This window comes from Rhodococcoides corynebacterioides (genome assembly GCF_019834675.1).
Lineage (GTDB): Bacteria > Actinomycetota > Actinomycetes > Mycobacteriales > Mycobacteriaceae > Rhodococcoides > Rhodococcoides corynebacterioides_A.
The window spans coordinates 1-14,494 of the sequence record NZ_JABUBU010000011.1 but is presented as its reverse complement, the minus strand read 5'-3'; the positions used below and the strand labels follow the sequence as shown (position 1 = coordinate 14,494).

The window sequence follows — 14,494 nt, the reverse complement described above, 5'->3', positions numbered from 1 at the left end:
GGGCGAACCCGAAACGGCCGTCAGAACAGCGCTTCCTGCACCGCGGGCAACGCCGTGTCGTAGTCACCGAACTCGATGCGACGGCCCCGCAGACGGGACAGGTCGGCGACGTACACCGTGCCGGGATCGGCGGCGACCTCCGCGCCCACCGCCGACCCGACGCCCCATCGCACGTCCAGCCCGTGCGTCCCGACGCCCGGATCGAGGGGGTACGACGTGCGTCGCCCGGCGAACACGTCGTCCCGCGTCGGCGCCTCCCACCGTTCGTCGACCACGGCGAAACTGTCGTCGGCCACGTCGGAGGAGGGATCGGCGGACAACTCCCCCAACATCTCGCGGGCGAACGACGCCGCGTCGGCGTTGGCGGCGTCCAGGGCGGCGAGGTGGACGGGTCGCGCGAGCCCGGCCGCCTTGGCCGAGGCGCGCACGGCCTGCCGCAGCCCGGCGACGTCGGTCGCGGCGTCCTCGAGGATGCGCACCACGCGGCCGTCGACGGCACGGGCGACGTAGCGCCCGACCAGGGCGCCCTGCTCGAGCAGTCGGGCACTCTTGCGCGGATCCGCCGCGGTTCCCACCTTGGTCTCGCCACCGGCGAACGTGGCCACGTACAGCCAGTGCGGTTGCAGCACAACGCGTTCGAGGGACTTCGACAGGAAGTTCTGCCGGTGGACGATGTGGACGAAGCGGTACGGATCGGCGGCGGCGCAGTCGGCGCAGTGGACGCCGGACGACGCCCGGTTCCCGCGCGGGCAGGCGGTCGCGCGGCCGTCGTCGTCACGCCGGCCGATGCACCACACGATTCCGGCGTCGTCGATCGCGCGGTAGCGCAGCGAGCCGAGGACGTCGCGGGTGGTCGTCTCGCCCGTCCGGACGTTCGTGAGCGCGAGCCGCGGCCCCGGCCACTGCACTCCGCGGACGACGTGCCGATCCATGTGTGTGCTCCCCTGTCATGATTCGGCGATGCCGCTGCCGTCCCTCGTCCGGTCCGCCCGTCGACGCCTCACCACTCGGCACGGGGGAACCATGTCGCCGGAGCGGGCGGCGCGGCGACTGTCCGCCTACGTGTACGGCAACGTGCTGGTGCTGGCGGCGGCCGCGGCGTCCCCGCTGGGCTACGTCGAGGACGGTACGGCCGCGCTCCTCGTGCTGGGGACGGGGGTCTCGACGTTCCTCGCCCATATCTTCGCCGACACGGTCGCGGCGAGCGCGATCCGCGCGGACCGTCGTCACGTGCTGGAGGAACTGCGCGACGCCGTCCCCATCGCGTCGTCCGCCGCGGTGCCCGCCGCCCTGCTGGCGCTGGCCACCACGGACCTGGTCTCCGCGGCGCTCGCGCAGGCCCTGTCGGTGGGTCTGATCGCGCTGCGCGTGTCCGGTATTCCCGTCGTCGTGCAGCGGTTGCGCGGCAGCGAGGTGTCCTTCCGCGTCGTGATCGCCGGCGTCGTCCTCGCGCTCGTGGCGGCGATCGTCACGGCCGCGAAGATCGTCCTGACCCACTGACCTGCGCCGATCCCGACGCGACGATTCGTTCGCGTCGCAAACGCCTTGTGATCCATGACGCTCTGCCCCCGGGAATGTCGGACTTCTCGTTTCCCCGGAACGCCCTCCGAACCGCTCCGCCGGGGCACACTGAAGGCAGATCTACGGAGGGACACTCATGGCGGAATTCGAAGCCGCGCATCCGACGATGCACACGCTCGTCGTCCACGGCGACGCGCTGCGCTATCTCGACGTGGGCTCGGGCCCCGTGGTCGTGCTGATCCACGGGCTGCTGGGCAACCACCGCAACTGGGCGCCCCAGGTGGAGAGGCTGTCGCAGCACTACCGCGTCATCGCGCCCGATCTGCTCGGACACGGCGAGTCCGACAAGCCCGCGGGCGACTACTCGATCAGCGCCCATGCGGCGACGGTGCGAGACCTCCTGCGGTCGCTGGACATCGAGTCGGCCACGTTCGTCGGGCACTCGCTGGGCGGCGGCATCGCGATGCAGACGCTGTATCTGTTCCCGGAACTGGTGGAGCGCATGGTCCTGGTGGCCAGTGGCGGCCTCGGTCCCGAGGTCAGTCCGCTCCTGCGGGCGGCAACGCTCCCCGGCAGCGAGCTGGTCCTGCCGTTCATGGTCAACCGGGCGCTGCGCGGCATCACCGACCGCGCGCTGAGCGGCCTCGACAAACTGGGCCTGCCGGTGATGAGCCCCAGCGCCGCGGAGGCCTGGGACGCGTTCGGCAGCATCGAGGACCGCGGAACCCGCCGCGCGTTCCTGGCGACGGCCCGGTCCGTGATCGGCTTCCACGGCCAGACCGTGTGCGCCACTCCGCACTTCGCGAGCTTCCCCACCATCGACGCGATGCTCGTCTGGGGCGAGCGGGACACCATCATCCCGCTCTCGCACACCGACAACGCCCGCGCGGAGCTCCCCACCGGACGCGTCGAGATCTTCCCGCGCGCCGGGCATTTCCCGCATCTGGACTACCCGGACCGCTTCCACCGCGTGTTCGAGGAGTTCATGGCGGAGACGGCGGGGTCCCCGCGACCCGACCTGGTCGCCGCCGACACCGGCGCCTGACCGACACGCTTCACACAGAGCGACGGCGGGCCGCACCGGAGGTTCCGGTGCGGCCCGCCGTTCGTTCTGGAGAGACCTACTTCAGACCGACCTTCGCCAGCTCGGCCTCGGTGGCCAGAGTCTTGGCGTCGGCGACGTCGATGGACTCGAGCGCGATACCGCGCGTCTCTCGCGCCACGACGACCGCGACGAACGTGATGGCCGCCGAGGCGAAGAGGTACCAGGCGATCGGCACCGACGAGCCGTACACGTCGAGCAGCTTGACCGCGATGATCGGCGCGAGCGACCCGGCGACGATCGAGGTCACCTGGTAGCCCAGGGACACGCCGGAGTAGCGCATGCGCGTCGGGAACATCTCGGACATGATCGCCGGCTGCGTCGCGTACATGAACGCGTGGAACACCAGGCCGATGATGATGGCCAGCATGATGACCACGTTGTGGCCGCTGTTCATCATCGGGAAGGCGAAGAAGCCCCACGACGCCGTGGTGATGGCGCCCACCAGGTACACCGGACGACGTCCGACCGTGTCCGCGAGTCGGCCGACCATCGGGATAACGGCGAAGTGGACGGCGTGCGCGGCCAGCATCCACCACAGGATGGTGCTGGTGTCGGTCCCCACCTCGACCTTGAGGTAGGTGATCGAGAAGGTGACCACCAGGTAGTACATGACGTTCTCGCCGAAGCGCAGTCCCATGGCGGTGAAGACGCCGCGCGGGTACCGCTTGACCACCTCGAAGACGCCGTAGGACGCGGCCTTGATGATCTCGGTCTGCTTCTGGGCCTCGAGGAAGATCGGGGCGTCGGTGACCTTGGTGCGGATGTAGTAGCCGACGAAGACGATCACTGCGGACAGCCAGAACGCCACGCGCCAACCCCAGGAGAGGAACTGATCCTCGGGCAGCGTGGTGGTGAGCACCAGCAGCACGACCGTCGCGAGCAGGTTGCCGCCGGGCACGCCGGCCTGCGGCCAGCTGGCCCAGAACCCACGACGCGCGTTGGGGCTGTGCTCGGCGACGAGCAGCACGGCGCCGCCCCACTCACCGCCGACCGCGAAGCCCTGGATGAACCGCAGCGCGACGAGCAGTGCGGGCGCCCAGTAGCCGATCTGGTCGAAGGTCGGCAGGCAGCCCATGAGGAACGTCGCACTGCCCACGAGGACCAGCGAGAACTGCAGCAGTTTCTTGCGGCCGTACTTGTCACCGAAGTGACCGAAGACGATGCCGCCGAGCGGGCGCGCGACGAAGCCCACGGCATAGGTGACGAACGCGGCCAGGATGGCGTCGAGTTCGCTGGTGCCCTCGGCGAACATGATCTTGCTGAAGACCAGCGTCGCGGCCGTGCCGTAGAGGAAGAACTCGTACCACTCGACCACCGTGCCCGCCATGGATGCGGCGACCACCTTCTTCAGACCCGACGGTTCCTCGTCGCGGTCGACCCTGTCGGCAACCGACATGTCCCACTCCTCGCCTGATGGATCCCGTGACCGGGATCCGCTGTCGCCGACTCCTGTGACCAGGAGCACACGTGCCGAGTATCGGCGGTCGTGCGCCCGCTCCACAATGGACGCTCCCGCACGACGAGCCTGCAAAGATGCACACATGTTCCCGATCGGTCGGTCGCTCCCCAGTGCCGACGACCTCCTCGTTCTGTTGGCCGTCGGCCGCAGCGGGCGATTCACGACGGCCGCGGACTCGCTCGGCGTCAACCACACCACCGTCTCGCGGCGCATCGCCTCGCTCGAACGCGCCCTGGGCGGGCGGGTGTTGGTCAAGACGTCCGGCGGGTGGGAGCTCACCGCCCTCGGACGACGCGCGCTCGACGCCGCCGAGCACGTCGACGGCGTCGTGCGCGGACTGGTCGATCCGGACGGCGCTCCCCTCGGCGGCGTCGTCCGCATCTCGGCGACGGACGGCTTCAGCGCCTACATCGCGGCGCCCGCTGCGGTGGAGGTCCGACGCCGGCACCCGGCCGTCTCGGTGGAGCTGATCGCGGCGACCCGCCGCGCGTCGGAATCGCGGTCGGGCATGGACATCGAGGTGGTGGTCGGGCAACCGAGCGTGCATCGGGCGGAGGCCATCCGGTTGGCCGACTACTGCCTCGGGCTCTACGCGACCCGCGACTACCTGGGCCGGCACGGCACGCCGGCCGACCGGACCGAACTCGAAGCGCATCCGCTGGTCTACTTCGTCGACTCGATGCTGCGGGTCGACGATCTGGACCTGGCCCACACCGGCGCCGGGTCCGGGGTGCGCCTGCCCGCCATGGCCGGGTCGGTCAGCTCGACCAACGTCTTCGTCCACGTCGAGGCCACCCGCGCCCACGCGGGCATCGGGCTGCTCCCCTGCTTCATGGCCGACCGGCACGACGACCTCGTCCGCGTCCTGCCCGACGAGGTCACCGTGACCCTGGCCTACTGGTTGGTCGCGCGGTCCGACACGTTGCGACGTCCGGAGGTGGCCGCCGTCGTCGACGCGATTCGGGCGCAGGCACTCGCGCGCGCCGACGAGCTTCGAGGCCGCGCCGGGGCGGCGCGGTGACGAATGCGCACCGCCGGGGCGGCGCGGTGACGGCTGCGGGCCGGTTCGCGCCCAGCCCGTCGGGTGATCTGCACCTCGGCAATCTGCGGACCGCGGTGCTGGCGTGGCTGTTCGCACGGCAGAGCGACCGCGCGTTCCTGATCCGGATGGAGGACCTCGACCGGGTGCGCGAGGGATCGGCGGAGCGCCAGCTGGCCGACCTCGCGGCCCTCGGACTCGATCCCGACGGGCCCGTCCTGACCCAGTCGTCGCGCCGGGACGCGTACGACGACGCGATCGCCACCCTGCAGGCCGCCGGCCGCGTCTACGAGTGCTTCTGCACCCGTCGCGAGATCCAGCAGGCGGCGTCGGCGCCGCACGCGCCCCAGGGTGCGTACCCCGGCACCTGCCGGAATCTGACGGACACGGAGCGCGACGAGCGGCGACGCGCCGGTCGGCGGCCGGCGCTCCGGCTGCGGGCCGACGTCACCACCCGGGCGGTGCACGACGTCCTGCTCGGCGACCACACGGGCGTCGTCGACGATCTGGTGCTGCGGCGGACCGATGGCGTCCCGGCCTACAACCTCGCCGTGGTCGTCGACGACGCGTTCCAGGGCGTCGATCAGGTGGTTCGCGGCGACGACCTGCTCTCGTCGTCACCGCGTCAGGCGTACCTTGCCGGACTGCTGGGCCTGCCGGTCCCCGAGTACGTCCACGTTCCCCTCGCCCTGGGTCCGACGGGTGCGCGGCTGGCCAAGCGGGACGGTGCCGTCACGCTGCGTGACCGACTGGACGCGGGCGAGTCCGCGGACGACGTGCTGGCCGAGATCGCGGCGTCCATCGGAGCGCCGGGTTGCCGCACGGTGGGCGACCTCGCGGTCCGGTGGCGACCCGACCTGCTGCCGCGCGAGCCGTGGTACGCGGTGGGTCGCGACACGTAGTCGATCCGCTGTCCGTCGACGCTGGGCAAGAAGTTCCTCGGCCTGTCGGTGCGCGGACCCGGCGGCACGACGATCGCCCTGCAGCAGTCGGCCATCCGGAACGCCTTCATGTTGCTGACGATCATCCCCTTCATCGGTGGGCTGCTCGCTTTCGTCGCGTACGTCGTCATCGCGGTGACCATCAACTCCAGCCCCACCAAGCAGGGCAAGCACGACGAGTTCGCCGGCGGCACGCAGGTGATCGAAACCTAGTCCGCCCCGACACCGCACGACCACACGACGGGCGCGCATCCTCTCTACGGGATTCGCGCCCGTCGTCGTCTCGGTGCTTGGATCGACGGGTGACTGCTACCAACACCACCAGCACCGACGGTGGCACCAAGTCTGGGCAGGTCGCGTTCGCCCATGTCAGCCGCGGGTACTACCCGACGATCGTCGCGCTCTTCGTCGCGACGCTGCTGATCTCGAACGTGGCCGCCAGCAAGGGTGTCGCCTTCTTCGGCTCGTCCGACCTCACGCTCGGACCTCTCCAGATCCTGCCCATCAACACCGACGGCGCGTTCTTCCTGTTCCCGCTGGCCTACATCCTCGGCGACGTGCTGTCCGAGGTGTACGGCCTCAAGGCCGCGCGCCGCGCCATCTACCTCGGCTTCGGCTCGCTGCTACTGATGTCCGTCTGCTTCTGGGTGGCCATCGAGCTGCCCGCGGCGTCGTTCTACGAGAACCAGGCCGCCCTGGAGACCGTCGTCGGCGTCGTGCCACGGCTGGTCCTCGCCGGGCTCGCCGGCTTCGTCGTCGGCCAACTGCTCAACGCCGTCGTGCTGGTGAAGATCAAGGAACGCACCAAGGAGAAGCACCTCTGGGCGCGTCTGATCGGCTCCACGGTGGTCGGCGAGTTCTTCGACACCCTCATCTTCTGCGCCATCGCCGCCGGCGTCATCGGCATCTCGACGTGGGCCGACTTCGTGAACTACGTCGTGGTCGGCTTCCTGTGGAAGACGCTGGTCGAGGTGATCGTGCTTCCCATCACCTACGCCGTGATCGGCTACATCAAGAAGCGCGAACCGACGTACGCCTGACCGCGAGGACCCCCTGCGCGTCCGCACCGGACACGCAGGGGCTCACCGGTAGAACCGGCCGAGCGCCTCGGCCTTGAACTCGTCGAACCGACCCTCGCGGATCGAGGCCCGGATGTCGTCGACCAGGCGGACGGTGAACCGCTCGTTGTGAATGGTCGCCAGCGTGGAGGCGAGCATCTCCTTGGCCTTGAACAGGTGGTGCAGGTACGCCCGCGTGTAGTGCGCGCAGGTGTAGCAGTCGCAGTCCCGATCGAGCGGCGTGAAGTCCCGGCGGAAGCGCGCGGTGTTGACGTTGTACCGTCCGTCGCGGGTATAGATCGCCGCATTGCGGGCCACCCGGGACGGATTCACGCAGTCGAACGTGTCCGCCCCGTTCTCGATGGCGACGAAGAAGTCGTCCGGCTCGCTGATCCCAAGCATGTGGCGCGGCTTGTGTTCGGGCAGTTCCTCGTTCACCCACCGGACGATGGTGCCGAGGTTCTGCTTCTCGAGCGCGCCGCCGATGCCGTAGCCGTCGAACCCGCGGCCCGACTCCCCGACGATCGACTCGAGTCCGCGCGCGGCCTTGCGGCGAAGATCCTCGTACTGTGCGCCCTGCACCACCCCGAACAGCGCCTGGTAGGGCTTGTCGTCGCGCTCGCGCGTCAGGCGCTCGTGCTCGGCGATGCACCGCACGGCCCACGCCTGCGTCCGATCGAGCGAGAGCTCCTGGTAGGCACGGGTGTTCATGAGCGTGGTCAGCTCGTCGAACGCGAACATGACGTCCGCGCCCAGCTGGTGCTGGATCTGCATCGACACCTCGGGGGTGAACCGATGCCGCGAACCGTCCAGGTGGGACTTGAACGTCACGCCGTCGTCGTCGACGCGGGCCAGGCGCTCCTTGCCCTCGGCGATGACGTCGTCGGACTGCACCCGCGAGGCGTCCATGGCGATGACTTTCTTGAAGCCGACGCCGAGCGACATGACCTGGAAGCCGCCGCTGTCGGTGAACGTGGGGCCGTCCCAGTTCATGAACGCACCCAACCCGCCGGCCTCGTCCACGATGTCCGGACCCGGCTGCAGGTAGAGGTGATAGGCGTTGGCCAACACCGCCTGCGCCCCGAGCTCCTTCATCGACTCCGGCAGAACGGCTTTCACCGTCGCCTTGGTCCCGACGGCGATGAAGGCGGGGGTCGCGATCGTGCCGTGCGGGGTGCGCAGGGTGCCGGTGCGGCCGAGCCGGGAGTCCAGTCGTGTTCCGACGGTGAAGAAATCGTCCTGCGGTGCGCTCACGATCCCATCGAACCAGACGCCACCTGCTGCTCCTGCAGGCCGGACGCGGACAGCCGGTGGTAGGCGCCGCGTGCCGCGAGGAGTTCCTCGTGCGTGCCCTGCTCGACGATGGACCCGTTCTCCATGACGAGAATCAGATCGGCGTCGCGGATGGTCGAGAGTCGGTGCGCGATCACGAAACTCGTGCGGTCGCTGCGCAGCGCCGCGGTGGCCTTCTGCACCAGCAACTCGGTGCGGGTGTCGACCGAGCTGGTCGCCTCGTCGAGGATGAGCACCGACGGATCGGCCAGGAACGCCCGCGCGATGGTGATGAGCTGCTTCTCCCCCGCGCTGACGTTGTTCCCCTCCTCGTCGATGACGGTCTCGTACCCGTCGGGCAGGGAGTGGACGAACCGGTCGACGTAACTCACGCGCGCGGCCTCCATGACCTGCTCGTCCGTCGCGTCGACGTTGCCGTAGCGGATGTTCTCCCGGATGGTGCCGCCGAACAGCCAGGTGTCCTGCAGGACCATGCCCGTTCGGGACCGCAGTTGCGCCCGCGTGAGATCGCGGGTGTCGACCCCGTCGAGGGTGATCGACCCGGAGTCGACGTCGTAGAACCGCATCACCAGGTTGACCAGCGTCGTCTTGCCGGCACCGGTGGGACCGACGATGGCGACCATGCGCCCGGGCTCGGCCACGAACGACAGGTGCTCGATGAGCGGCCGCTCGGGGTCGTAGCGGAAGGACACGTCGTGGAACTCGACGCGCCCGCCGCCGGCGGAACCCGGAACGCCTGCCGGATCGGCGTCCTCCTCCTCCGCGTCGAGGATCTCGAAGATGCGCTCGGCGGACGCGACACCGGACTGCAGCAGGTTCACCATCGAGCCGATCTGGGTGAGCGGCTGCGTGAACTGCCGGGAGTACTGGATGAACGCCTGCACCTCACCGAGGCTGAGACTGCCCGAGGCGACGCGCAGACCGCCGATGACGGCGATGGCCACGTAGTTCAGGTTGCCCAGGAACATGATGGCGGGCATGACGATTCCGGAGATGAACTGCGCACGGAAGCTCGCGCGGAACAGTTCCTCGTTGCTCTCGTGGAAGACGCGCGCGGTCTCGTCCTGACGCCCGTAGGCCTTCACCAGCTCGTGTCCGGTGTACGCCTCCTCGACCTGCGCGTTCAGCGATCCGGTCTGCTTCCACTGCGAGACGAAGTGCGGTTGCGAGCGCTTGGCGATGAACGCCGTCACCACCACCGACACGGGCACCGTCAGCACGGCGACGAGGGCGAGCAGGGGCGAGATCCACAGCATCATCCCGAGAATGCCGATCACGGTGATGACGGAGACCACCAACTGACTCAGCGTCTGTTGCAGGCTCTGCGAGACGTTGTCGATGTCGTTGGTGACGCGCGAGAGGACGTCGCCGCGCTTGGTGGAATCGAAGTAGCGCAACGGAAGCCGGTGGATCTTGGCCTCGACCTCGGTGCGCAGCCGCTTGATCACTCGCTGCAGAGCGATGTTGAGCAGGTAGCCCTGGATCCACTGCAGCACGGCGGATCCGATGTACAGCGCCAGGACGATCAGGAGCACGCGGCCGACGGCGTCGAAGTCCACCCCGCGTCCGGGCACCAGGTCCATCGCCGCGATCATGTCGGCGCGCGCCGAATCTCCCTGTGCGCGCAGGCCGTCGACGATCTGCTCCTTGCTCGACGACGGGTCGAGCGAGCGACCGACGATGCCGTCGAAGATCAGATCGGTGGCCCGTCCGAGCACGCTGGGTGCGACGACCGTGAGGATCACGCTGGCCGCGGCGAAGAACAGAATGACGCCGAGGACCGTGCGTTCCGGGCGGAGTCGGCCGACGAGCCGTCGGACCGACGGTCCGAAGTTCATCGCCTTCGTGCCCGGCGCGCCGGGTCCGGCGGGCCGCGTCACGACACACCTGCCGTGCTGCGCTGGGAGTCGACGATCTCCGCGTAGGTCGGACACGTCTCGAGCAACTCGTCGTGCGTGCCGGTTCCGACCATCCGTCCGTCGTCGAGCACCACGATGAGGTCGGCGTCGCGCACCGTCGACACCCGTTGCGCCACCACCAGAACGCAGGAGTCGCGCGTGATCGGACGCAGCGCGGCGCGCAGTCGCGCGTCGGTGGTGAGGTCGAGGGCCGAGAAGGCGTCGTCGAACACGTAGACCGACGGCCGACGGATGATCGCGCGGGCGATGGCCAGTCGTTGTCGTTGGCCACCCGACACCGTGGTGCCGCCCTGGGCGATCGGGGTGTCGAGGCCCTCGGGCATGGCGCGGACGAACTCGGCGGCCTGCGCCACCTCGAGCGCCTCCCACATCTCGGCCTCGGTGGCGTCCTGCTTGCCGTACCGCAGGTTCGAGGCCACCGTTCCGGAGAACAGGTACGGACGCTGCGGGACCAGGCCGATCTCGGCCCGCAACACGGCGGGATCGAGGTCGCGAACATCGGTGCCGCCCACGCGGACGACGCCCGCGGTCGCGTCGATCAGGCGAGGCACCAGATTAATCAGGGTCGACTTGCCGGACCCGGTACTGCCGACGATCGCCGTCGTCGTGCCGGGACCGGCGCGGAACGAGACGTCGCACAGCACCGGCGATTCCGCGGCGGGGTAGGAGAACCCGGCCCCGACGAACTCGACGGTGGACGGCGACGTCGCGAACGGACGCGGATTCGTCGCGGGCACGACGGACGACGACGTCGAGAGCACCTCCGAGATGCGCTCGGCGCAGACACTGGCGCGCGGAATCATCATGGCGATGAAGGAGGCCATGATGACCGACATGAGGATCTGCATGATGTAGCTCAAAAGCGCGGTGAGCGAGCCGATCTGCATCCGGCCCTCGTCCACGGCGTGACCGCCGAACCAGATGACGGCCACACTGGTGACGTTGGAGATGAGCATGACGATGGGAAACATCAGGGCCATCAACCGACCGACCTGCAGCGCCGTCGCGGTGAGCGCGGTGTTCGCGTCGTCGAATCGCTGGACCTCGTAGGGCTCACGGACGAACGCGCGCACCACGCGGATACCCGTGATCTGTTCGCGCAGAATGCGATTGACGGTGTCGATCCGCTTCTGCATGACCTTGAACGCAGGGATCATGCGCGCGACGACGATGCCCATCGCGATCGCCAGCGCGGGAACGGCGACGCCGAGCAGCCACGACAGCCCCAGGTCCTCCCGCAGCGCCATGACGATGCCGCCGACACACATGATCGGCGCCATCACCAGGATCGTGCAGCCGGCGAGCACCAACATCTGGACCTGCTGCACGTCGTTGGTGTTCCGGGTGATGAGCGACGGCGCCCCGAAGGTGCCGACCTCCCGCGCGGAGAACGTCCCCACCCGGTCGAGCAGCGCGCCGCGCAGATCCCTTCCCGCTGCCATCGCCGCCTGCGCCCCGCAGTACACACCGCCGATCGAACAGGCGATCTGCACCGCGGAGATCGCGAGCATGAGCGATCCGGTCGACAGGATGTAACCGGTGTCGCCCACCGTGACGCCGTTGTCGATGATGTCGGCGTTGAGGCTCGGCAGGTACAGCGACGCCGCGGTGGCGACGAACTGCAACACCACCACGCCGACGAGGAGCCGTCGGTAGGGCGCGAGGTAGCGACGAAGCAGCGGGATCAGCACGGCATCAGCCTGTCACCTGTTCCTTCTCTCGTTCCACCGGACGAGCCAACTTCTCGCCCTCGATGTCGACGTTCGGCAGGATGCGGTCCAACCAGCGCGGCAGGTACCAGGCCTTGTCGCCCAGCAGACCCATGACGGCCGGGATGAGCACCATGCGCACCACGAAGGCGTCGAAGAAGACGGCGGCGGCGAGGGCGAAGCCGATGGACTTGATGAACGCGTCCGGCTCGAGCATGAACGCCGCGAACACGGAGATCATGATGACCGCGGCGGCCGCGACCACGCGGGCGCCGTACTTGAAGCCGGTGACGATGGCGTCGTGCGCGTTCGCGCCGTGGACGTAGGCCTCCCGCATCCGCGAGACCAGAAACACCTGGTAGTCCATGGCCAGGCCGAACACCACACCGATCAGGAAGATCGGCATGAAGCTGACGATCGGCTGCGGGTTCGACACCAGGCCCAGGCCGCCTTCCTGGAACAGGAAGACCGTCGCGCCGAAGGTCGCGAGCACGCTGAGCAGGAAGCCGAGCGTCGCGGTCAGCGGCACCAGGATCGAGCGGAACACCACCATCAGCAGCAGGAACGCGAGGCCGACGACGACGGCGAGGTAGGGCACCAGCGCGTCCTGCAGCCGCTCCGAGACGTCGATCTCGAGCGCGGTCTGTCCGGTGACGCCGTAAGTCACCCCGTACTGCGACTCGAGGTCACCCTCGGCACCGCGCAGGGCGGTGACCAGGTTCTGCGTGTCCTCGCTGATGGGCGAGCTCTTCGGCGTGACCGACACCAGCGCGGTGTCCCCCGCCGGGTTCAGGCCGGCCTGCTGGGCGTTGGCGACGTCGGGCTCGGACGACGCCCGGTCGACGACGGCCGCGAACGCCGCGGCGCGATCGGCCTCCGGCACCGCACTGCCGTCGACCACCACGAGCAGCTGGCCGTTGCGACCGGGACCGAAGCCCTTGTCGATCAGGTCGTACGCCTCGCGGGCCGGGGTGCCCGGTTCCGCGGTGGCGACGGACGGCAACGCCAGTCGGAGCGAGGTCATGGGGCCGGCGATGACGCCGAGCACGATCACGCCCAGGACCAGCACGATCGCGGGGCGCTTCAGCACGACGCGGACCCAGCGCAGACCGTTGGTCGGCTTGTCGCTGTGCTCGGGATCGGGGACGGTGCGGATCTTGCCGGCGAAGGCCTTGCGACCGAACAGGCCGAGCACCGCGGGCAGCATCGTGAGCGCCACGAGCACCGCGACGAAGACGCCGAACCCGGCCGCGAGACCCATCTGCGAGAGGAAGGGGATGCCCACCACACGCAGCGCGACCAGCGCGATGAGGACCGTCGTGCCGGCGAACACCACGGCGCTGCCGGCGGTTCCGACGGCGCGGCCGGCGGCCTCCTCGCGATCGTCGGTGTCCGCGAGCTCGTTCTTGAACCGGGCGACGATGAACAGCGAGTAGTCGATGGCCACGGCCAGGCCGATCATGATGGCGAGGATGGGCGTGAACTGGGTCAGCTCCGCGAAGCCCGACGCCGTGGTGATGGTGAGGCTGGTGACGCCGATACCGACGATCGCCGTGATGAGCGGCAGGCCGGCGGCGACGAAGGACCCGAACATGACCACCAGAACCACGGCCGCGACGGCGAGGCCGATGAGCTCGGCGGTTCCGCCCGGCGGGCTGGCCGCCTGCATGGCACTGCCGCCGATCTCGACAGTCAGGCCGGCGTCGCGAGCGGGCTGCGCCGCGTTCTCGAGGTCGGTCCGCGTCTGATCGGTGATGTCGGTGACCGTCCCGGAGATCGGTACGGTCACGATGCCGACGGTCTTGTCCGGCGAGAGCGGGGAGACCGCCGCCGCGTTGGCCGCGGCCACGTCGGCCGGGGCACCGGACTGCGCGTACTGGTCGACGATCGCCTGGTTGCCCGCGACGGGGTCCAGCAGCGGCTGCGCGCCCTCGGGCACGGGACCGGCGGCCGGATCGACCTTGGCGCTGTCCTTCACGGCCGCGATGCCGCGGATGTTCGCAATGACGGCGTCGATGGCCGCGGTCGCCTCCGGGCTCTCCAGCGTGGATCCGGCCGGCGCCTCGAAGACGTACTCCGCCGATGCGGCCGTCAGCGGGTTCTCGTTCCCGCCGAAGCGCTCGGACTGCAGGTCCAGCGCCTGCTGCGCCGGCGTCCCCGGAATGGAGAACGACGTGCTGGTGGGGCCGGACAGCGTCGCGGCGCCGACGCCGGCGAGCACCAGGATGGCGAGCCAGATCGGCAGCACGATGCCTTTGCGTCGATACGCGAACCGCCCGATGCGGTACAAGAAGGTGGCCACGGGTTTTTGCTCCTCGGTCGGTGGTTCGACGGTCGAGTGGTTCGGGTCAGGCGGACGGGGGCGGGGGCGCGCTTGTCGCCAAGTTCGGGCTGCGGGGCGACGAGCGTGCGCACGTCCGCGTCCGGCCACTCCGGCACCGCGGCGGAGA

Annotated in this window: 11 protein-coding genes and 1 pseudogene; 6 read left to right on the top strand and 6 right to left on the bottom strand. The window is 69.4% G+C overall.

What is annotated here, in order from left to right; genetic code table 11:
- Window positions 1-20: 20 nt before the first annotated feature.
- Window positions 21-932 carry a DUF2797 domain-containing protein gene (locus HQ603_RS12340; protein WP_222684834.1) on the bottom strand — a complete coding sequence of 304 codons (912 nt, stop codon included), beginning with the start codon at window positions 930-932 and terminating at the stop codon, window positions 21-23.
- Window positions 933-960: 28 nt separating this feature from the next.
- Between HQ603_RS12340 and HQ603_RS12335 the strand changes: the two genes are divergently transcribed.
- Both HQ603_RS12335 and HQ603_RS12330 read left to right on the top strand, forming a co-directional pair.
- On the top strand, window positions 961-1,500 hold the full coding sequence (locus tag HQ603_RS12335) for a hypothetical protein (protein WP_222684833.1): 540 nt from the start codon (window positions 961-963) through the stop codon (window positions 1,498-1,500).
- A 157-nt stretch (window positions 1,501-1,657) separates the two neighbouring features.
- The gene (locus tag HQ603_RS12330) at window positions 1,658-2,566 is read left to right on the top strand and encodes an alpha/beta fold hydrolase (protein WP_245811153.1); all 909 of its coding nucleotides are present in this window, start codon (window positions 1,658-1,660) and stop codon (window positions 2,564-2,566) included.
- Window positions 2,567-2,642: 76 nt separating this feature from the next.
- On the opposite strand, the gene HQ603_RS12325 is transcribed toward HQ603_RS12330, so the two are convergent.
- Window positions 2,643-4,022, bottom strand: a complete 1,380-nt coding sequence (locus HQ603_RS12325) for an MFS transporter (RefSeq protein WP_222684832.1) — start codon at window positions 4,020-4,022, stop codon at window positions 2,643-2,645.
- Window positions 4,023-4,167: 145 nt separating this feature from the next.
- On the opposite strand from HQ603_RS12325, the gene HQ603_RS12320 reads away from it, so the two are divergent.
- From HQ603_RS12320 to HQ603_RS12305, 4 genes and pseudogenes are all read left to right on the top strand, one after another.
- A complete protein-coding gene (locus HQ603_RS12320) occupies window positions 4,168-5,106 on the top strand; it encodes a LysR family transcriptional regulator (protein ID WP_261773775.1) in 939 nt (312 codons plus the stop codon).
- Window positions 5,103-6,026 carry a tRNA glutamyl-Q(34) synthetase GluQRS gene (gene gluQRS, locus HQ603_RS12315; RefSeq protein ID WP_222684830.1) on the top strand — a complete coding sequence of 308 codons (924 nt, stop codon included), beginning with the start codon at window positions 5,103-5,105 and terminating at the stop codon, window positions 6,024-6,026. The genes HQ603_RS12320 and gluQRS overlap by 4 nt, the downstream gene beginning before the upstream one ends.
- Window positions 6,027-6,044: 18 nt before the next feature.
- A pseudogene (locus tag HQ603_RS12310) lies at window positions 6,045-6,278 on the top strand (RDD family protein); the annotation flags it as partial.
- A gap of 89 nt (window positions 6,279-6,367) precedes the next feature.
- Entirely contained in the window at window positions 6,368-7,105 is a 738-nt protein-coding gene (locus HQ603_RS12305) for a queuosine precursor transporter (RefSeq protein ID WP_222684829.1), read from the top strand.
- 42 nt (window positions 7,106-7,147) lie between these two features.
- On the opposite strand, the gene tgt is transcribed toward HQ603_RS12305, so the two are convergent.
- Genes tgt through HQ603_RS12285 form a run of 4 tightly spaced genes read right to left on the bottom strand, consistent with a single transcriptional unit; the run spans window position 7,148 to window position 14,346 of the window.
- Window positions 7,148-8,377, bottom strand: a complete 1,230-nt coding sequence (gene tgt / locus HQ603_RS12300) for a tRNA guanosine(34) transglycosylase Tgt (protein ID WP_222684828.1) — start codon at window positions 8,375-8,377, stop codon at window positions 7,148-7,150.
- Window positions 8,374-10,254 carry an ABC transporter ATP-binding protein gene (locus HQ603_RS12295; RefSeq protein WP_222684890.1) on the bottom strand — a complete coding sequence of 627 codons (1,881 nt, stop codon included), beginning with the start codon at window positions 10,252-10,254 and terminating at the stop codon, window positions 8,374-8,376. Before HQ603_RS12295 ends, tgt begins: the two co-directional genes overlap by 4 nt.
- Before the next feature lie 38 nt (window positions 10,255-10,292).
- A complete protein-coding gene (locus HQ603_RS12290; protein ID WP_222684827.1) occupies window positions 10,293-12,026 on the bottom strand; it encodes an ABC transporter ATP-binding protein in 1,734 nt (577 codons plus the stop codon).
- A 4-nt stretch (window positions 12,027-12,030) separates the two neighbouring features.
- On the bottom strand, window positions 12,031-14,346 hold the full coding sequence (locus tag HQ603_RS12285) for an MMPL family transporter (RefSeq protein WP_222684826.1): 2,316 nt from the start codon (window positions 14,344-14,346) through the stop codon (window positions 12,031-12,033).
- Window positions 14,347-14,494 lie beyond the last annotated feature (148 nt).